Raw genomic sequence first — 19523 nt, 5'->3', positions numbered from 1 at the left:
TTCCACAAATGGAGACTTTTTTACTCAACTTGTTGAATAGTTCCCCGAATCCTGTTACCTTCGCCGCAAGGTCGGTCCATGGAGGACCGCACGGCACCGGAAGAGACATCGATGTTCAACTTCAGGAAGCGCTGGGCGACCGCGATAGCGGCGACAGCGATCGCGGCAGCAGCCCTGTCCGGGTGCGCGGGCACCGCGTCGGGAGGCACCGCCGGCAGCGGCGCCGCCTCCGGTGACGGCACGCTCACGATCGGCACGATCGTGGCCTCGACGACGTTCGCTGCGAACAAGTCCGCGTGGGCGAACGAGTCGCCGTACCTTCAGGCGGTCTACGACACGCTGCTCCACGCCGACCCCGATGGCACGGTGCAGCCCTGGCTGGCGACGGAGTGGTCGTACAACGACGACAACACCGTCCTCACGATGACGCTGCGCGACGACGTCGAATTCACCGACGGCACGAAGTTCGATGCCTCGGTGGCCGCCCAGAACCTCCTGCGCTTCCGCGACGGCACCTCGCCGCAGAAGGCGTACCTCGCGACCCTCGCGGACGCCAAGGCGATCGATGCGACGACGCTCGAGCTCACGCTGAGCGCCCCGAACCCGTCGCTGCTGTCGTTCCTCACGCAGAACCCCGGTCTGCAGCAGAGTCCCGCCACCTTCGGCGCGGCGGACGAGCAGACCAACCCCGTGGGCACCGGACCGTACGTGCTCGACAAGGGCGCGACCGTCGTCGGGTCCACGTACGTGTTCACGAAGAACCCCGACTACTTCGCCCCTGAGCAGCAGCACTACGCCAAGCTCGTGATGAACGTCTACTCCACGCCGACCGCGATCCTCAACGCCATCAAGGGTGGGCAGATCAACGGCGCACCGCTCACCGACAACTCGATGATCAGCCAGATCGAGGCCGCCAAGTACACCGCGAACGGGCAGCAGCTGAACTTCTTCGGGCTGCTGCTGTTCGACCGCGACGGCGCGATCGCGCCCGAGCTCGCCGACGTGCGCGTCCGGCAGGCGATCAACTACGCCTTCGACCGCGACGCCATGCTCGAGGCGGTCGGACAGGGGTACGGCGACGTGACGTCGTCCATCTTCTCGCCGGACTCCTCCGGCTACGACGCGGACGCGGACCAGTACTACACGTACGACCCCGACAAGGCGAAGGACCTCCTCGCCGAGGCCGGCTACGGCGACGGCGACATCACGCTGACGATGCCGACGTCGTCCGGATTCACCCCCGCCACCTATGCGCTGACCAAGCAGTACCTCGGCGACATCGGCATCAAGGTCGAGGAAGTGAACGTCGCGCCGACGAGCTTCCTGGCCGATCTGCTCGCCGCGAAGTATGCGAGCACCGTCATGCAGCTGAAGGCCGCGCCGTCGTCGTGGGAGACCCTGACCCTCGACCTGCTGCCGACCGCGGGGTGGAACCCGTTCCACACCGAGGACCCGAAGGTCTCCGAGCTCGCTGCGACGATCCAGTCCGGCTCCGAGGACGAGGCCGCGAAGGCCGCGCAGGAGCTGAACCAGTACATCGTCGAGCAAGCGTGGTTCGCGCCCTTGTACCGGCCCCAGCAGACGTACGCGACCGACGCGAACACATCGGTGCAGACGCAGACCGGGAACGCCTACCCGTACCTCTGGAACTTCGTCCCCAAGGGATGACGTCACCGGGTGGAGGTCGCCGCGCGGCCTCCACCCGGCCGTTCGAAGGAATACGACATGCTTTCGTTCATCGCCCGACGCGTGGTCTCGGGCATCCTCCTGGTGCTGACCATCAGCGTCATCGCCTTCCTGCTGCTCTACGCGGGCGGCGGCGACATCGCCCGCCGGCTGCTCGGCGAGGACGCCTCGCCGGAGACGGTCGCACAGAAGGCGCACGAGCTCGGGCTCGACCAGCCGCTGCTGACGCAGTTCGCCGATTGGGCGGCGGGCGTGTTCCAGGGCTCCTTCGGCGCCTCGTGGTTCACGAGCCAGCCGGTGACCGACGCCATCCTCAGTCGTCTCGCGGTCACGCTGTCGCTCGTGTTCGGCGCCACCATCCTGATCGCCGTGGTCTCCGTGATCCTCGGTGTGCTCGCGGCAACCCGGCGCGGGTGGATCGACTCGGTGGTGCAGGTGCTCTCGCTGGTCGGCACCGCCATTCCGGCCTTCCTCATCGCCATGGGCCTCGTCCTCGTCTTCGCGATCAACCTCGGGTGGTTCAACCCGACCGGGTACGTCCAGTTCGCGAGTTCGCCCGCCGGCTGGCTCGCCTCCATCACGTTGCCGGTCATCGCGCTGTCACTGGGCGGCATCGCCGCCGTCACGCAGCAGATCCGCGGCTCGATGCTCGACTCGCTCCGCCACGACTACGTGCGCACCCTCGAAAGCAGGGGGCTCAGCCGACGCACCGTCGTCCTCCAGCACGTCCTGCGCAACGCGGCCGGCCCGGGACTCGCGGTGCTCGGCGTCCACTTCGTGGGTCTGCTCGGCGGCGCGGTCATCATCGAGCAGATCTTCGCGATCCCCGGAATGGGGCAGGTGGCGGTCACCGCCACCTCGCAGGGCGACATCCCGCTCGTGATGGGCCTGGTCATCGCGACAGCGATCCTCGTCGTCATCCTCAACCTCCTCGTCGACCTCGCGCAAGGTTGGCTCAACCCGAAGGTGCGTCTGTCATGATCGATCCGCTCGCAGGGGATCTCACCGACGAGATCCAGGCCGCGAAGACCCGCTCGTCGCGCTCGCTGTTCCGTCGCCTCGTCCGCAAGCCCATCGCCGTCGCCTCACTCTCGTTCCTCGTGCTGGTCGTGCTCGTCGCGATCTTCGGGCCGCTCCTGGCGCCGTACGACCCCGACGTGGCGTCCGCGGCGAACGTGCTCGGGCCGATCTCGCCCGAGCACCTGATGGGCACCGACAGCGCGGGCCGCGACGTCTTCTCACGGATGCTGTACGCCACCCGCTTCAGCATCGCCGGTGCCGCCCTCGCCCTGGTCGTCGCCGCGATCCTCGGCGTGACGAGCGGTCTCATCGCCGGCTACTACGGCAAGTGGTTCGAGGGGGCCTCGTCCTGGGTCGTCGGACTCATCCAGGCGCTGCCCGGCATCGTCGTGCTGCTGGCCGCGCGTGCGGTGCTCGGCCCGTCGATGTGGACCTCGATGGCGATCTTCGGAGCGCTGCTCTCCCCGGCGTTCTATCGCCTCGTGTACTCGACCGTCTCGGCCGTGCGCGACGAGCTGTACGTCGACGCCGCGCGGGTCTCCGGACTCAGCGACGGCCGCATCATCGGACGGCACATCCTGACCGTCGTCCGCGGCCCTGCACTCGTGCAGGCCTCGTTCGTCGCCGGCGTCGCCATCGCGATCCAGGCCGGGCTCGAATTCCTCGGCCTCGGCGATCTGTCCATGCCCACGTGGGGCAGCATGCTCTCCGAGGGCTTCGCGAACATCTACACCAACCCGGTCCTGATGCTCTGGCCCAGCCTCGCGATCGGCCTGACGTGCATGTCGCTCGTCCTCCTGGCCAACTCCCTCCGCGACACGCTGGAGCGCAGCAGCTCGCCGCGACGTTCCCCGCGCAAGCAGGCCGCCGCTCCGGTCGAGATCACGTCGGAGCCGGTCGCGCGGCACAGCGGCAGTCGCTTCGCCGACGCGGAGGTGCTGCTCGATGTGAAGGGTCTGGCGGTCGGCTACGGACAGGACGACGGCTCGGTCAAGACCGTGGTCGAGGACGTGTCACTGACCGTGCACCGCGGAGAGGTGCACGGTCTGATCGGCGAGTCCGGTTCGGGCAAGACGCAGACCGCGTGGTCGGTGCTGCGCCTCCTTCCGGAGGGTGGCCGGATCGTCGCCGGATCCATCGAGTTCGAGGGTGTCGATCTCGCCCCGCTGTCGACCAGCAGGATGCGCGGGCTTCGTGGACTGAAGATCGCCTACATCCCGCAGGAGCCGATGTCGAACCTCGACCCGTCGTTCACCATCGGCAGCCAGCTCGTGCAGCCGATGCGCCAGAAGCTCGGCATCAGCAGGAAAGAGGGCAAGCGGCGCGCGCTCGAGCTGCTGAGCCGGGTCGGCATCCCCCAGCCCGAGCGGACGTTCGCCGCGTACCCGCACGAGATCTCGGGAGGCATGGCCCAGCGCGTGCTCATCGCCGGTGCCGTCTCGTGCAACCCCGACCTGCTGATCGCCGACGAGCCGACCACCGCGCTCGACGTCACGGTCCAGGCCGACGTCCTCGATCTGCTGCGAAGCCTGCAGACCGAGCTGAACATGGGCATGATCCTCGTCACCCACAACTTCGGGGTGGTGGCCGACCTCTGCGACACGGTGTCGGTCATGCGCGCCGGCCGGATCGTCGAGACCGGCCCCGTCGAGGACATCTTCGCCCGCCCGGAGCACCCGTACACGCAGTCGCTGTTCGATGCGGTGCTCGAGGAGATCGGGCCGGAGGGGCTCGAGCCGCTGGAGGTCGTCGAGGTCGATGCCGACCTCGCGCGCGCCTCGGAAGGAGTGCTGAAGTGACCGAGAAGCTGGTCGACATCCGCGACCTCGTCGTGGAGTACCCCGCGAAGGGGTTCCGCAAGAAGCCGTTCCGGGCTCTCAAGGGGGTCTCGATCGACATCGAGCCGGGGGAGACGGTCGGTCTCGTCGGGGAGTCGGGGTCGGGCAAGACGACCCTGGGCCGTGCGCTGCTCGGGCTCGCGCCCGTGACCGGCGGCACCATCACCTACGACGGCCGCGACATCTCGAAGCTGCAGACGAAGGCGCGCCGTGCGCTCGGGGACGAGATCCAGGTGGTGTTCCAGGACCCGTACACCTCGCTCAACCCGTCGATGACGATCGAGCAGATCCTCATGGAGCCGCTCACGGTGCGCGACGTCCCGGTCAAGGAGGCACGCGCCCGGGTGCGACACCTCCTCGACGAGGTCCGGCTGCCCAGCAACGCGGGGCAGCGCCTGCCGCGCGAGTTCAGCGGGGGCCAGCGGCAGCGCGTCGCCATCGCGCGAGCTCTCGCGCTGCAGCCCCGCCTCATCGTGTGCGACGAGCCGGTCTCGGCGCTCGATCTCTCGACCCAGGCGCGCGTGCTCGAACTCTTCAAGGAGATCCAGGAGCGCACCGGCGTCGCGTACCTGTTCGTGTCGCACGATCTCGCGGTCGTCCGCCACCTCAGCCGACGCGTCGCGGTCATGTACCGGGGCGAGATCGTCGAGTGGGGCGACGCCGACCAGGTCACGGCTCGGCCGGAGCACCCGTACACCCAGCGCCTCTTCCTGGCGGCGCCGGTGCCGCACCCACGCCTGCAGGCGAAGCGCCGCGCCGAGAGGCACGCCCTCCTCGCCCGCCAGAACCGCGAATCGACCAGCACCGTCACCATCGCGGTGTGACCGCACGACCCTCAGGAGCCAGACGCAGATGCGCGCCATCATCCTCATGTTCGACAGCCTCAACCGGCACATGCTGCATCCGTACGCCGACACGTTCGTCGACGCCCCCAACTTCGCGCGCCTCGCGCAGAAGGCGGCGACGTTCGACAACTTCTACGCCGGTTCGATGCCGTGCATGCCCGCACGGCGCGAGATGCACACCGGGCGCTACAACTTCCTGCACCGCAGCTGGGGTCCGCTCGAGCCCTTCGACGACTCCATGCCGGAGATGCTGAAGGAGGCCGGTGTGCACACCCACCTGGTGAGCGATCACCAGCACTACTGGGAGGACGGCGGCGGGACCTACCACACCCGCTACAACACGTGGGAGTTCTTCCGCGGGCAGGAGGGCGACAACTGGAAGGGCGACGCCGATGCGCTCCGCGGCGTGCGCTTCCCGGCGACGCTGAAGACGCAGGACGCGGTGAACCGTCGCTACATGACGACGGAGGAGGAGCACACGCAGACGCGCACGGTCGACGCGGGCATCGAGTTCCTCGACACGAACATCCATGCGGACAGATGGATGCTGCAGATCGAGCTGTTCGATCCGCACGAGCCGTTCTTCACCCACCAGAAGTACAAGGACCTCTACGCCCACGACTACGACGGGCCGGAGTTCGACTGGCCCGGGTACAGCAAGCTGATCGAGAGCGAGGACCAGGTCGAGCACGCCCGGCGCGAGTACGCCGCGCTGGTGTCGATGTGCGACTTCTCGCTGGGACGCGTGCTCGACTACATGGACGACCACGACATGTGGGGCGACACGATGCTCCTCGTCAACACCGACCACGGGTTCCTCCTGGGGGAGCACGGGTGGTGGGCGAAGTCCGTGCAGCCGTGGTTCAACGAGCTGGTGCGCCTGCCGATGTTCCTCTGGGACCCCCGCACCGGCGATGCCGACACCCGTCGCGGCGAGCTCGCCCAGACGATCGACATCGCGCCCACGATGCTGCGGTTCTTCGGCCTCGAGCCGACGCCGGACATGCTCGGCCAGGACCTCGCGCTGCGCGAGGGGAAGAAGGGCGCGCTCTTCGGCATCCACGGCGGCCACGTCAACGTCACCGACGGACGCCACGTGTACATGCGGGCCAGCACGGATGCCGCGAACGGCCCGATCGAGGATTACACCCTCATGCCGACGCACATGCGCAGCCGGTTCGCCGTGGACGAGCTCACGGACTGGCAGCCCGCCGAGCCGTTCGCGTTCACCAAGGGCCTGCGCACCATGCGGATCGACGCGATGTCCGGATTCCGGATCAACTCATGGCAACACGGCACGCTGCTCTGGGATCTCGAGACGGATCCCGCGCAGACGACCCCGATCGCCGATGACGCGGTCGAGCGGGAGATGATCGCGCTCCTGCTCGAGCTGCTGCGCGAGAACGATGCGCCGGAAAGCGTGTACGTGCGGCTCGGGCTCCCGGCCCACGGCGACGCAGACGAGTCGCACCTCCGCGCGCGTCGCGACGCGCAGCGGGCGCAGGCGATCGCCGTGCCGCTGCCGCGTCGCAGTGAGCTGCCCGCGCTCGAGCTGCTGGAGACGCCGGTGCACGAACTGCTGGCGGATGAGGCCACGCATGCCGTGCTGGTGGAGCACATGCCCTGGCTGGTCACCACCGAGCTCATCACGGCGACGCCGTGGGCCAGCGTCCTCGGCATGGCCGCGGCCGGAGCCATCGACGCCGGCACGCTGGTCGCCGTGGCCGATGACCTTGCACTCGTCGCCGCACCGGCGGTGGTCTCGTGACGATCCCGGGAATGCGGCGCCCGAACATCGTCTGGATCTCGACGCACGACATCAACCCGGACCTCGGGTGCTACGCGGGCGTCTGGCCCGGCGCGGAGTATGCCCGCACGCCGAACCTCGACGCACTCGCCCGGCGGGGCGTGCGCTTCGACAACGCGTTCGCGGCAGCGCCGATCTGCGCGCCGGCGAGGTCCGCGATCATCACCGGGTGCTTCCCGACGTCGATCGGCACCATGCACATGCGATCCAAGGCCGTGCCGCCGCCGGATGTGCGGCTCCTGCCCGAGATCATGCGCGCGGCGGGCTACTACTGCACCAACAACTGGTTCACGGACTTCCAGGTCGACCTGCCCGAGATCGTGTTCGACGATTGCAGTCCTGAGGCGCACTGGCGCAACCGGCCCACGGCCGAGACGCCGTTCTTCGCGATGTTCCACGGGATGGCGACGCATGAGTCGCAGCTGTATCTGGACGACGACGCGTTCGCCGCGGCCACCGCCCACGTCGCCGAGGCCGATCGGCATCTGCCCGCCGACGCACCGCTGCCCCCGTACTACCCGGACGACGAGGTCTTCCGCACGGCGTGGGCGCGATACAGCGATCTCATCACCGAGATGGATCACTGGGTGGGCGGTCTGGTGGCGGAGCTCGAGGAGGATGGCGTCCTCGAGAACACGATCGTCGTGTTCTGGAGCGACCACGGCAAGGGCATGCCGCGCGCGAAGCGGTGGCCGAACGAGGCGGGGCTGCGCGAGCCGCTCATCGTGAGCTGGCCGGATCGCCTCCCGACCGGTGCCGGCGTCACCGACCTCGTCCACACGATGGACCTCGCGCCCACGATGCTCGCTCTCGCCGGACTCGAGGTCCCCGAGGCGATGCAGGGCGTGGCGCTGTTCGGCGGCGAGGGCGCGCTGCGACCGCAGCCGAACGAGTTCACGTTCGGCGGGCGTGACCGCCAGGGCGAAGCAGATGACCGGTCGCGCACGGTGAGGGACCCTCGGTTCCGCTACATCCGCAACTACTTCCCCGACAAGCCGGCGATGATCCACACCGAGTACCCCGATCGGCTGCCGACCTGGGCCGCCTTCCGCCGGCTGGCCTCCGACGAATGTCAGCAGCGCGCCCGCGGCGAACTGCCTTCGGCGATGACTGCCGCGCAGCGCGCTGTCGTCGCCCAGTCCAAGCCCTCGGAGGAGCTGTACGACATCCTCGCTGACCCGCACGAGACCGTAAACCTGGCGGCCGAACCGGCGCACCTCGACGACCTGGAGCGCCTCCGCGCCGCGCTCGACTCCTGGATCCTCGAGTACGGCGACCTGGGCGCGATCCCCGAGAGCGACCTCGAGGAGCGCTGGCGTCCCGGCGGCCGACGCCCGGCCACGGAGCCGCCCGAGGTGGCGCTCGAAGCCGGCGTGCTGTCGCTGCGGGCGACGACGCCGGGGACGCTGCTCGGCTGGACGCCCGACGAGCCCGCATCGGCGGCCGAGCCGTCGAGCTTCCAGAGCGAGATCGGGCTCCCCGCCCCGGACGGGCGGAGCTGGAACCTGTACACGGGGCCGGTGGCCGTCGGTCAGCCCATCTGGGTGAAGGCCTGGCGCATCGGATTCGCGCCGAGCGACGACATCCCGGTCCGCGTCCCGGTGCCGGTCTGACCGCACCCGCCGCCCATGACGACCCTCAGACTTCGGGAGCAGAAATGACCAGTCCCAACATCATCTTCATCATGTCCGACGACCATGCCGCGCACGCCATCTCGGCCTACGGCAGTCGGGTCAACCACACTCCGAACCTCGACCGCATCGCGGACGAGGGAATGCGCCTCGACGCGGTCTTCTGCACGAACTCGATCTGCAGCCCCTCCCGCGCGACGATCCTCACCGGCACGTACAGCCACGTGAACGGCGTCTCGTCGATCTGGACCGAGATGGACTACCGGGTGCCCACCTTCGTAGACGTGCTGCAGACGCGCGGATACAAGACCGCCATGTTCGGGAAGTGGCACCTCGGTGAGCACGGCGTCTCGCTGCCCCGCGGCTTCGACGCATGGACGATCTTCCCCGGGCAGGGCGACTACGTCGACCCGGAGATGATCGACGCCGAGGGCAGCCGGGTCGTTCCCGGGTACGCGACCGACATCGTGACCGACCTCTCGCTGGACTGGATCGACTCGCTCCCCGAAGACCAGCCGTTCTGCATGATGGTGCACCACAAGGCGCCGCACCGTCCCTGGGTTCCGGACGAGAAGCACAAGCATCTCTACGCCGACGGGACGATCCCCGAGCCCGACACGTTCTTCGACGACTACGAGACGCGCAGCAAGGCCGTCCGCGGCGTGCACATGACCATCGCCGACGACATGGGGGCGGACGACCTCAAGACCGAGGTGCCCGAGCACCTCCGCGGACCCGAGAACCGCGAAGCCCGCATGCGCTGGAAGTACCAGATCTACATGCGCGACTACCTGCAGTGCATCCAGTCGATCGACGACAACGTCGGGCGCCTCCTCGACCACCTCGACGAGCGCGGCCTCGCCGAGAACACGCTGGTCGTCTACACCTCCGACCAGGGCTTCTTCCTGGGCGACCACGGCTGGTTCGACAAGCGGCTCATGTTCGACCAGTCCCTGCAGATGCCGATGCTGATGCGGTGGCCGGCCGAGATCGAGCCGGGCGCACGATGCGACGCCATCATCACGAATGTCGACTTCGCGGCGACCTTCCTCGACGTCTGCGGCGTCGATGCGGCCAGTGCGCTGCCGTCATCGCAGGGGCGCAGCTTCCGGCAGCTGCTCCGCGGCGAGCAGGTCGAGGACTGGGCGGATGCCGCGTACTACCGGTACTGGGAGCACGACGACCCCATCCACGCGGCGCCGGCCCACTACGGCATCCGCACGAACGACCACAAGCTGATCTACTACTACGGCGCGGGGCTCGGCGTGCCGGGTGCGTCGGATCGGATCTTCGAGCCCGAATGGGAGCTCTACGACCTGAAGTCCGACCCGACCGAGGTGCGCAACGTCGCCGACGATCCCGCGTACGCCGACATCAAGCAGCGGCTCGAGCGAAAGCTGGCCGAGTACCAGGCCCGCTACGCCGACGAGCCCTACGTCGGCGCCGACACGCCCCAGCCGACCTGGGGGCCCTACGACGTCGACATGCTCGAGCGCGTCCAGCACTACGTGTCGGAGGTGCGGGCGACGAGCTGACGTCGCCCGAGCGCGGCGCCGTCAGCGGGTCGGGAGGTGGGCGCTCACGAACCCGCCCCGCTGCTCGGCGGTCGCGGTCTCGTCGCGGTCGACGCGGAGAGGCCGGCCGTATTGGCGCTCGAGGTCCTCGACCCGGGTCTCCTCGACACTCCACCCCGCCGCGCCCAGCACCTCAGCCGGGTCCGGCGGGTCGGTGCGCGCGAGCAGCTCGTCGAAGGGGATGCCGGTCGCGAGCGCGAAGGTCTCGAGTCGCTCCCGCGTCTCCGGGGTGTCGGTGAGGGCCGGCGCGCGCTCGATCGCGGCGCGCGAGCCCGGGGCCGACAGGTCGATGATGTCGTCGAGCAGCGCCGACTGGTCGTGGGCGCTGAGGTAGGGGAGCAGTCCCTCGAGCACCCAGTGCGTCGGCTGGTCGGGCCGGAACCCGCTGCGCACGATGGCGGCGGCCCAGGGCGCCGTCACATCGGCCCCGAGAGCGGTGCGGTCCGCGGTCGGCGTCGCGGCCGCAGCATCCATCGTCCTCTCGACGAAGTCGACGACCTCCGGCGAGTCGAGCTCGAAGACGCGCGTTCCCGCCGGCCAGGCGAGGCGCCACGAGCGGGTGTCGAGCCCGCTGCCGAGGATGGCGACCTGCCGCAGCCCGCCGGCGAGCAGCTCGTCGTCGATGAACCGCGTGCGCATGCCGATGTACATCGCGCCCAGGAGCATCGAGTGCTCGACCGCGGGGGTGTCCTCGAGGCGCTCGGGCCAGTGCTCGGGGAACGGCACGGCGACGCCGGACTCGCGGACGAGCGCTGCGGCCCACGGATCGACGACGAGCGGATCGGGGCGATCGGTCTCGAGGGCGCGCGCCGCGGCGACGGCGACGGCGGTGACTCCCACACCTTCAACGGGCATGGCGTCCATCCTCGCCGCCGCGATCGGCGGATCCGGACGGATTCGCTACCGGCGCAACGCTCCGGCGGAGCCCGGCCTCACGCGGCGGGCGCCGCCGTCGAGCCCCGCACGATCAGCTGCGAGTTGAGCACCGCCGCCTCTTCCACGGGCGCGCCCGCCATCGCCTGGAGCAGGAGGTCGACGGCGAGGGCCCCGCTCCTGCCGATCGGCATGCGCACTGTGGTCAGGCCCGGCGTCACGGCGCCCGCCATCTCGATGTCGTCGATGCCGACGATGCTGATGTCGTCAGGGCACGAGCGGCCGAGGTCCGACATGCCGGCTTCGACTCCGAGCGCCACGAGGTCGTTGTAGGCGATCACGGCGGTCGCGCCGCTCGCGGCCGCGGGCGCCGCCGCGGCGCGTCCGCCCTGGATGGACGCGGCGTGGTGGCTGAGCCGCGTGAGACGGATGCCGAAGCTCTCGCACGCGCGCGCGACCGTGTCGGATCGCCGGCTGTCGGCCCACGAGCCGATAGGCCCGGCGGCGTAGGCGATGTGCCGGTGGCCGAGGGCGGCCAGGTGCTCGACCGCCTGCCGCGGCCCGTGCTCGGGGTCCATCAGCACGCACGGAGCACCCTCGAGGAGACGGTTGATCACGACGTACGGCGTCTTGCCGACGAGGGCCAGCACGTCTTCGTCGGGCAGGCGGGGGGAGCACAGCAGCATGCCGTCGAGCTTGCGCGCGCGCTCGATCTGCTCGCGCTCGCGCCGGAGGTCCTCGTCCGCGTCGAACAGCACGATCCGATGGCGGCCGTGCCAGGCCTGACCCTCGATCGCCTTGAGCAGGGTGGCGTACACGGGGTTCGCCACGTCGGGGACGATGACGCCGATCGTGCGCGTGGCCGTCGCTGCCTGCGGATTCGCGTAACCCAGGTCGCTTGCGGCGCGGAGCACGCGATCCCGCGTCGCGACCGCGAGGCGGTCGGGCTCCCCGAACGCGCGGGAGGCCGTCGCGACCGACACGCCCGCGCGTCGAGCCACGTCGGTCAATGTCGCCGTCATCCCGCGTTCCGATCTCGAGCCCAGCCAGCGTTTCCATCATGGCTCATGCCGATGTGATGCAACGCCTTGACAAAGATTGTACAAACCATGCACAATCTTTTCCATGACGATCACCGAGGATCCCTCGACTCGACGGACGAGCGCACTCGCAGGAGCGACGGCATGACCGCCGCCCGGCTCGGCCGCGGTCACGCCACGATGGTCGCCGTTCCCGACGCGCCCCGCTCGGCGGGAATCCTCCACCTCGGCCTCGGCAACTTCCACCGGGCGCACCAGGCCGTGTACACCGCTGCTGCGCTCGCCGCGGGAAGCGGCGATGATTGGGGGATCGTGGGAGTCGCGTCGCGCTCCCGGTCGGTCGTCGACGCGATGCGCGTGCAGGACATGCTCTACTCCGTCGCCGAGATCTCGCCGGCGGGAACCCGACTCGCTGTTCCCGCCGTCCACACCGACGCCTTCGTCGCCGCGGACGAGCCCGACCGGGTCGTGCGGGCCATCGCCGATCCGGCGATCCGCATCGTCACCCTTACCGTGACCGAGAACGGCTACAGCTACTCGCCCGCGACCGGCCATCTCGACGTCGCGTCCCCGGTCATCGCGGCCGACATGCAGGGCGGCAGTCCGACCTCGACGATCGGTCAGCTCGCACGCGGCATCCAGCGGCGGGCCGCAGCATCCGGTGCTCCGCTCACGGTGCTCAGCTGCGACAACCTGGCGGCCAACGGATCGCACACCCGCCGCCTCGTGCGCGAGTTCCTGCAGAGCCTCCCGGGCATCGAAGGGGCCGAGTCGCTCGCGTTCCTCGATGAGCGCGTGTCGTTCCCGTCGAGCATGGTCGACCGCATCGTCCCGTCGACGACTCCCGAGCTGCAGACCCGTGTGTCCGACCTACTGGGGGCGCGCGACGACATCCCCGTCCCCGCGGAGCCCTTCACGATGTGGGCGATCGAGGACGACTTCCGTGCCGGCCGCCCGGCGTGGGAGGCCGGGGGAGCCGTGTTCACCGACGAGGTCGGCCGGTACGAGCGGATGAAGGTGCGGCTGCTCAACGGCACCCACTCGCTCATCGCCTACCTCGGCGCGCTCCGCGGGGTCGAGACGATCCCCGAGGCGATCGGCCTCGCCGACATCGACGCCGCCGCCCGGATCGTCCTCGCAGACGAGTACGCGCCGTCGATCGAGATGCCGTCGGGCGTCGACTTCGACGACTACCAGCGTGAGCTGTTCGAGCGCTGGGGCAACACCGCTCTCGGCCACCGCACGACGCAGGTCGGCACCGATGGCTCGGTGAAGCTCCGCCAGCGCATCCCCGAGCCCGCCGTGCAGGCCCTCGACAACGGGGCGATGCCGCACCTGATCGCGCTTACCGTCGCCTCCTACCTGTCGTGCTTCGCTCCGCTTCCGGGCTTCCAGCCGGGTCGCTTCGCCGATGCGATGACGGATGCTGCGCGCCCGCGTCTCGCCGAGGCCACCGCGGGCGCGCGCAACGGCGAGGGCGTCGCCGACGCCGCGATCTCGGGCCTGCAGCTGTTCGGCGAGGAGCTCGCGGGTCGTTCCGCCTTCATCGCGCGGGTGGGCGAGCTCATCGACACGATCACCGCTGGCGGCGTGGAGGCGGCGGTGGCCGACGGCGTAGCCGCCGCGCAGGCCGACGCATCCGGCATCCGTCACGAGGTCTCGGCATGACCGCGGCACAGCACCAGGAAGGAGCCGCCATGAAGGCGCTCGCGATCCACGGCAAGGAAGACATCCGCTGGGAGGACCGCCCGCTTCCCGAGCCCGGCGACGGCGAGGTGCGCCTGCGCGTCAGGTTCGTCGGCATCTGCGGGTCCGACCTGCACTACTACTTCCACGGCGTCAACGGCGAGTACGCGATCAAGGAGCCGCTGATCCCGGGGCACGAGCTGTCGGCCGTGGTCGACCTCGACCCGTCCGGCCGTCTCGAGCCGGGAACCCCGGTCACGGTGCACCCGGCGCGCTACGGTGCCTCCGTCCAGGGACTCGAGGACCACCCGCACCTGCGGCCCGGGGGCGACTACTTCGGCAGCGCCGCGACCACGCCGCATCGTCAGGGCGGCGCCGCCGAGTACCTCGTCGTCGAGGAGCACATGATCCGCGTGCTGCCCGAGACGCTGCCGCTCGAGCGTGCGGCCCTGGCGGAGCCGCTCGCCGTGGCGCTGCACGCCGTCAACCTCGCCGGCGACATCACGGGCAAGCGCGTGCTCGTCATCGGCGCGGGTCCGATCGGACTTCTCGTCGTCGCCGCGGCGGCGCACGCTGGGGCCGCTGTCATCGGCGCGAGCGACGTGCGCACCGAGCCGCTCGACCGCGCCGCAGCGCTCGGGGCGAGCGAGCTGGTGCTCGTCGGCCGCGACACGATCGCCGACGAGTCCTACGACGTGGTCTTCGAGTGCTCCGGCGTCGCCGTCTCGCTGACGCAGTCGGTGCGCGCCGCGCGTCGCACCGGAACGATCGTCCAGGTCGGCATGCTCCCGAACGCCGAGATCGGCGTGAACCTGGCGCCGATGCTCGCGAAGGAGCTCACCCTGCGCGGGGCGTTCCGGTTCTCGACCGAGATCGATGACGCCGTGGCCATGCTCGCCGAATCGGACGCGCTCGATGCCGTCGTCTCGCACACGATCGAGGCATCCCGTGCCGTCGAGGCGTTCTCGGTCGCGCGCGACTCGTCCGCCTCGGCCAAGGTCCTGCTCGAACTCTGACCTCTCACCCCTCCACCGCTCACTCATCTACGAAGGAGTACTCATGAGCACCCCCCAGGTCCCCGGCGTCGACGCCCCCGCGCCGCCGCCCACCGTCACCCGCTCGACGGGCGACCTCGTCCGCGCCGCCGTCTCCGGCTGGCTCGGCACCGCGCTGGAGTTCATGGACTTCCAGCTGTACTCGCTGGCCGCGGCCCTGGTCTTCAGCCAGCTCTTCTTCGCCGGCGAGGAGCCCGGCATGGCCGTCGTGCTCGCCATGGCCACCTACGGCGTCGGCTACCTCGCCCGTCCGCTCGGCGCGTGGTACTTCGGGCGCATGGGCGACAAGATCGGCCGCCGCAAGGTGCTGTTCTACACGATCCTGCTCATGGGCCTGGCGACCACGCTCATCGGCTTCCTGCCGACGTACGAGACGGCCGGCATCATCGCGCCGATCATGCTGGTCCTGCTGCGACTCGCGCAGGGCTTCGGCGCAGGCGCCGAGATCTCGGGTGCGGGTGTCATGCTCGCCGAGTACGCGCCGGCCAAGCGCCGCGGCATCATCGCCTCGCTCGTCGCACTCGGCACCAACTGCGGAACGCTCTTCGCGTCCGCGATCTGGGCGCTCCTGCTGGCCGTCATGGTCGAAGAGGACGTGCTGGCCTGGGGCTGGCGCATCCCGTTCATCGCCTCCGCCGTGATCATGGTGTTCGCCGTCTGGGTGCGTCTCAACCTCAAGGAGAGCCCGGTCTTCGAGGAGCGCACCGACGTCGTCGACGGTCAGGCCCTGTCGCGTGACGAGATGGTCGACCTCGCGACGCAGACCAACGACATCCGCACGCTCGAGTCGCTGCAGCGCAAGCCGATCAAGGCCACCCTCGTGTCGTTCTTCCTGCGCTTCGGGCAGGCCGGCAACTCGGGTCTCATCCAGACGTACCTGATCTCGTTCATCACGATCACCCTCGCGGTGCAGAAGGGCGTCGGGCCCGAGATCGTGATCGTCTCGTCGCTCATCGGGTTCGGCACCATCCCGTTCGTGGGCTGGCTCGGCGACAAGTTCGGCCGCCGCCGGATGTACATCATCATGACCTCGCTCGCGCTGGTGCTCATCGTCCCGACGATGCTCGCGATCAACACCAAGGAGGTCGCCTGGATCTTCGTCGGCTACGTCGTGATCCACAACGTCGCCGTCCTCGGCCTCGCGTCGATGGAGAACATCGCCATCCCCGAGATCTTCGGTTCGCGCAACCGCTACACGCTCACGGCGATCGTCCGCGAGATCGCGGCGATCATCGCGACCGGCATCGGCCCCGTGCTGGCCGCCGCCTGGGTGGCTGCGACCACGGGCAGCGTCATCCCGGTGATCGTGCTCCTCGCGCTGTACACCCTGTCGGCGCTCATCGCGGCGGTCGTCGCGCCCGAGTGGACCGGTCGCGACCTGACCGACCCGCGTCCCGCGATGTAGTCCTCGGGGACACCCGATCCGAACCCTGGTGCGGCCGTCCTCCGCGGCGGCCGCACCGACACTTCCTAGGAGACTCAGATGGCGATCGAGAACGTCACCGTCAACATCACCAGCCCCGGTCGCAACTTCGTGACGCTCAAGATCGTGACCTCCGACGGCATCGTCGGGTGGGGCGACGCCACCCTGAACGGCCGCGAGCTGTCGGTCGCCTCGTACCTCGCGGACCACGTCGCCTCGATGCTCATCGGGCGCGACGAGGATCGCATCGAGGACACGTGGCAGTACCTCTACCGCGGTCCGTACTGGCGTCGGGGCCCCGTGACGATGGCGGCCATCGCCGCGGTCGACATGGCCCTGTGGGACATCAAGGCGAAGAAGGCCGGGATGCCGCTGTACCAGCTCCTCGGCGGTGCCAGCCGCACGGGCATCCGTGTCTACGCCCACGCCTCGGGCACCGACTACCAGGCTCTCGCGAACGCGATCACCGGGTACGAGGAGCTCGGCTTCACCGCGGTCCGCGTGCAGACGGGTGTGCCCGGGCTCGGCCAGATCTACGGCGTCTCGTCGGCGGGTCCGGGCGTCCGCTACGACTACGAGCCCGCCAAGCGCGCTGCCGACGGCCGGCCGAGCGAGGAGACGTGGGACACCCGCACCTATCTCTCGCACATGCCCGACGTGTTCGCCAAGATCCGTGAGGACTTCGGCACGGGCCTGCGCATCCTGCACGACGGCCACCACCGGATGTCGCCCATCGAGGCCGCGCGGTTCGCCAAAGACATCGAGCCCTACGACCTCTTCTGGCTCGAGGACTGCACGCCGGGGGAGGACCAGTCGGCGCTGCGCCTGGTGCGCCAGCACTCCACGACGCCGCTCGCCATCGGCGAGGTCTTCAACACCGTGTTCGACTATCAGACGCTCATCACCGAGCGGCTCATCGACTATGTGCGCTCGGCGGTCACGCACACCGGCGGCATCACGGCGATGAAGAAGCTGCTGGACTTCGCGGCGATCTACGGCATCAAGTCGGGCATCCACGGCCCCACCGACATCTCGCCCGTCGGCATGGCGGCGGCCCTGCACCTCGACCTCGCGATCCACAACTTCGGGATCCAGGAGTACATGCCGCACAACGAGCAGACGCTCGAGGTGTTCCAGACGTCGTTCACGTTCGACCGTGGCTTCCTGCACCCGGGCGAGGCGCCCGGCCTCGGGGTCGAGCTCGACGAGGACGCCGCCGCGGCCTTCGAGTACACGAAGGCCTACCTCCCGGTGAACCGCCTGCTCGACGGGACCGTCCATGACTGGTGAGGCCGCGCCTGGGCGCCTGGCGCTGCCCGAGCGCACGGTCGCCTCGCGCCTGGTCGTCGTCGCACGCGCCGAGCGCGCGGAGGACTACGACCGCGTGCTCGACGTGCTGGTCGAGGCGGGTATCCGCAGCGTCGAGCTGACGCTCACGACCCCCGGCACGTTCGACAGGTGGGCGGCGCTGCGCGAGCGGTACGACAGCGTGCTCGATCTCGGGATCGGCACGGTGACGAACGCGGACGACCTCGCCCGGGCCATCGACGCCGGAGCCGCGTACGTGGTCACGCCGATCACGGACCCCGCGCTGGTCGCGCAGGCGACGGATGCCGGCCTGCCGATCGTTCCCGGAGGGCTCACGCCCACCGAGCTTTTCTCGTCGTGGTCGGCCGGCGCTTCCGCGGTGAAGATCTTCCCCTCGGGCGTGGTGGGTCCCTCGTATCTCAAGGACCTGCGCGGGCCGTTCCCCGACATCGTCGCGATGCCGTCGGGGGGCGTCGACCTCGACGGCGCGGCCGCATGGCTGAAGGCCGGCGCCGTCGCCGCGAGCGTCGGCGGTCCGCTGCTGGGCGACGCGTTCCGCGGGGGCGACCTCGCAGCCCTCCGCGACCGTGCGAAGTCGTTCGTCGACGTCTGCGCGGAGGCGGGCGACCGATGACCGATGCACGCCACGGGCGAGCCGTCGTCACGCTCGGCGAGACGATGGCCCTCGTGCGCACGACCGAGTTCGGGTCGCTGCGTCACGCGTCGGGCCTGGCGCTCGGCATCGGCGGGGCCGAGAGCAACGTCGCCATCGGGCTGGGCCGCCTCGGCGTCTCGGCGTCGTGGCTGGGTCGGGTCGGCGACGACTCGCTCGGCGAGCGCGTCGTGCGCGAGATCCGCGCCGAGGGACTCGACGTGCGCGGCGTCGTCGACGCCGGCGCGCCGACGGGACTCATGGTGAAGGAGCGGCCGTCCGCCTCATCGACGGCCGTGCACTACTACCGCTCGGGCTCGGCCGGGTCGCGGCTGAGTCCCGACGACCTTCCGGCCGACTGGGTCGAGGAGGCGGCGCTGCTCCACGTCACGGGCATCACGCCGCTGCTGTCGGAGTCGGCGCGCGCGAGCGTGCGCGGCGCCGTCGATCGGGCGCGCGCCGCCGGCGTGGCGGTGAGCTTCGACGTCAACTACCGCTCGGCGCTGGCGAGCCCCGAGGCAGCCGGCCCGGTCTTCCGTGAGATCGCCGAGCATGCCGAGGTCGTGTTCGGCGGCGTGGAGGAGCTCGGCCTGCTGTTCCCGCAGACGGATGCCGAGACCGCCGCGCGCCGACTGCTCGAAGCCGGGTGCACCGAAGTCGTGCTGAAGCGCGGCGCCGAGGGCGCCACCGTCTACACCACCGCGGGCGCCGTCGAGTCGCCGGGCTTCGTCGTCGACGTCGTCGACACGGTGGGCGCCGGCGACGCGTTCGTCGCCGGATACCTCAGCGCCACGCTCGACGGTCTCGACGTGCCGGAGCGGCTGCGACGCGCGAATGCCTGCGGCGCACTCGCGTGCACCTCCCCGGGGGACTGGGAGTCCGCTCCGACCCTGCGCGACGTCGAGAGGTTCCTCTCGGGAGGCGACAGCGACCCCGTGCGCCGCTGATCCCGACGGTTCCCGGCGGACCGCCGCGGATGCACAGAATCGGAGGATCTCGGCGGCTCGCCGGTGACGGACAGCTCGGCACGGCGTGTCGGGCAGAACCTCCGATTCTGTGCGAGCCGGGGCATGCTCGATCCTCCC

15 protein-coding genes are annotated in these 19523 nt (G+C 69.9%); 13 read left to right on the top strand and 2 right to left on the bottom strand.

The features are described from left to right. Nucleotides 1-111 precede the first annotated feature (111 nt). The 7 genes from ACFVSU_RS14480 to ACFVSU_RS14450 are packed head-to-tail and all read left to right on the top strand — an operon-like array spanning nucleotide 112 to nucleotide 10362. On the top strand, nucleotides 112-1668 hold the full coding sequence (locus tag ACFVSU_RS14480; protein WP_387144162.1) for an ABC transporter substrate-binding protein: 1557 nt from the start codon (nucleotides 112-114) through the stop codon (nucleotides 1666-1668). Nucleotides 1669-1725: 57 nt separating this feature from the next. After that, the gene (locus tag ACFVSU_RS14475; protein ID WP_387144159.1) at nucleotides 1726-2667 is read left to right on the top strand and encodes an ABC transporter permease; all 942 of its coding nucleotides are present in this window, start codon (nucleotides 1726-1728) and stop codon (nucleotides 2665-2667) included. Next, a complete protein-coding gene (locus ACFVSU_RS14470; RefSeq protein ID WP_387144156.1) occupies nucleotides 2664-4505 on the top strand; it encodes an ATP-binding cassette domain-containing protein in 1842 nt (613 codons plus the stop codon). The genes ACFVSU_RS14475 and ACFVSU_RS14470 overlap by 4 nt, the downstream gene beginning before the upstream one ends. After that, entirely contained in the window at nucleotides 4502-5368 is an 867-nt protein-coding gene (locus ACFVSU_RS14465; protein WP_387144153.1) for an ATP-binding cassette domain-containing protein, read from the top strand. Before ACFVSU_RS14470 ends, ACFVSU_RS14465 begins: the two co-directional genes overlap by 4 nt. A 28-nt stretch (nucleotides 5369-5396) precedes the next feature. Beyond that, the gene (locus tag ACFVSU_RS14460) at nucleotides 5397-7157 is read left to right on the top strand and encodes a sulfatase (protein ID WP_387144150.1); all 1761 of its coding nucleotides are present in this window, start codon (nucleotides 5397-5399) and stop codon (nucleotides 7155-7157) included. A gap of 11 nt (nucleotides 7158-7168) precedes the next feature. Continuing rightward, nucleotides 7169-8809, top strand: a complete 1641-nt coding sequence (locus ACFVSU_RS14455) for a sulfatase (RefSeq protein ID WP_387144147.1) — start codon at nucleotides 7169-7171, stop codon at nucleotides 8807-8809. Between the two features lie 44 nt (nucleotides 8810-8853). Beyond that, nucleotides 8854-10362: a sulfatase gene (locus ACFVSU_RS14450; protein ID WP_387144144.1), complete on the top strand. Its 1509-nt coding sequence runs from the start codon at nucleotides 8854-8856 to the stop codon at nucleotides 10360-10362. A gap of 21 nt (nucleotides 10363-10383) precedes the next feature. On the opposite strand, the gene ACFVSU_RS14445 is transcribed toward ACFVSU_RS14450, so the two are convergent. Both ACFVSU_RS14445 and ACFVSU_RS14440 read right to left on the bottom strand, forming a co-directional pair. Then, a complete protein-coding gene (locus ACFVSU_RS14445) occupies nucleotides 10384-11256 on the bottom strand; it encodes an SAM-dependent methyltransferase (RefSeq protein ID WP_387144141.1) in 873 nt (290 codons plus the stop codon). Between the two features lie 77 nt (nucleotides 11257-11333). Beyond that, entirely contained in the window at nucleotides 11334-12275 is a 942-nt protein-coding gene (locus ACFVSU_RS14440) for a LacI family DNA-binding transcriptional regulator (RefSeq protein ID WP_387144138.1), read from the bottom strand. A gap of 183 nt (nucleotides 12276-12458) precedes the next feature. Here ACFVSU_RS14440 and ACFVSU_RS14435 point away from each other — a divergent pair, with 183 nt between their 5' ends. The 6 genes from ACFVSU_RS14435 to ACFVSU_RS14410 all read left to right on the top strand — a co-directional run bounded on the left by ACFVSU_RS14435 (nucleotide 12459) and on the right by ACFVSU_RS14410 (nucleotide 19385). Further along, a complete protein-coding gene (locus ACFVSU_RS14435; protein WP_387144135.1) occupies nucleotides 12459-13982 on the top strand; it encodes a mannitol dehydrogenase family protein in 1524 nt (507 codons plus the stop codon). A gap of 29 nt (nucleotides 13983-14011) precedes the next feature. Continuing rightward, on the top strand, nucleotides 14012-15016 hold the full coding sequence (locus ACFVSU_RS14430) for an L-idonate 5-dehydrogenase (RefSeq protein ID WP_387145241.1): 1005 nt from the start codon (nucleotides 14012-14014) through the stop codon (nucleotides 15014-15016). Between the two features lie 43 nt (nucleotides 15017-15059). Next, nucleotides 15060-16460, top strand: coding sequence for an MFS transporter (locus ACFVSU_RS14425; RefSeq protein WP_387144133.1), 1401 nt, complete (start codon nucleotides 15060-15062; stop codon nucleotides 16458-16460). A 78-nt stretch (nucleotides 16461-16538) separates the two neighbouring features. Next, the gene (manD, locus tag ACFVSU_RS14420) at nucleotides 16539-17768 is read left to right on the top strand and encodes a D-mannonate dehydratase ManD (protein ID WP_387144130.1); all 1230 of its coding nucleotides are present in this window, start codon (nucleotides 16539-16541) and stop codon (nucleotides 17766-17768) included. Beyond that, on the top strand, nucleotides 17758-18420 hold the full coding sequence (locus ACFVSU_RS14415; protein WP_387144127.1) for a bifunctional 4-hydroxy-2-oxoglutarate aldolase/2-dehydro-3-deoxy-phosphogluconate aldolase: 663 nt from the start codon (nucleotides 17758-17760) through the stop codon (nucleotides 18418-18420). Before manD ends, ACFVSU_RS14415 begins: the two co-directional genes overlap by 11 nt. After that, on the top strand, nucleotides 18417-19385 hold the full coding sequence (locus tag ACFVSU_RS14410) for a sugar kinase (protein ID WP_387144124.1): 969 nt from the start codon (nucleotides 18417-18419) through the stop codon (nucleotides 19383-19385). Before ACFVSU_RS14415 ends, ACFVSU_RS14410 begins: the two co-directional genes overlap by 4 nt. Nucleotides 19386-19523: the final 138 nt, after the last annotated feature.

The sequence above is a fragment of the Microbacterium sp. NPDC058062 genome, from assembly GCF_042885375.1.
Classification (GTDB): Bacteria; Actinomycetota; Actinomycetes; order Actinomycetales; family Microbacteriaceae; genus Microbacterium; species Microbacterium trichothecenolyticum_C.
Note: the sequence above shows the minus strand (reverse complement) of the source record. Positions and strands in the feature narration are given on the sequence as shown.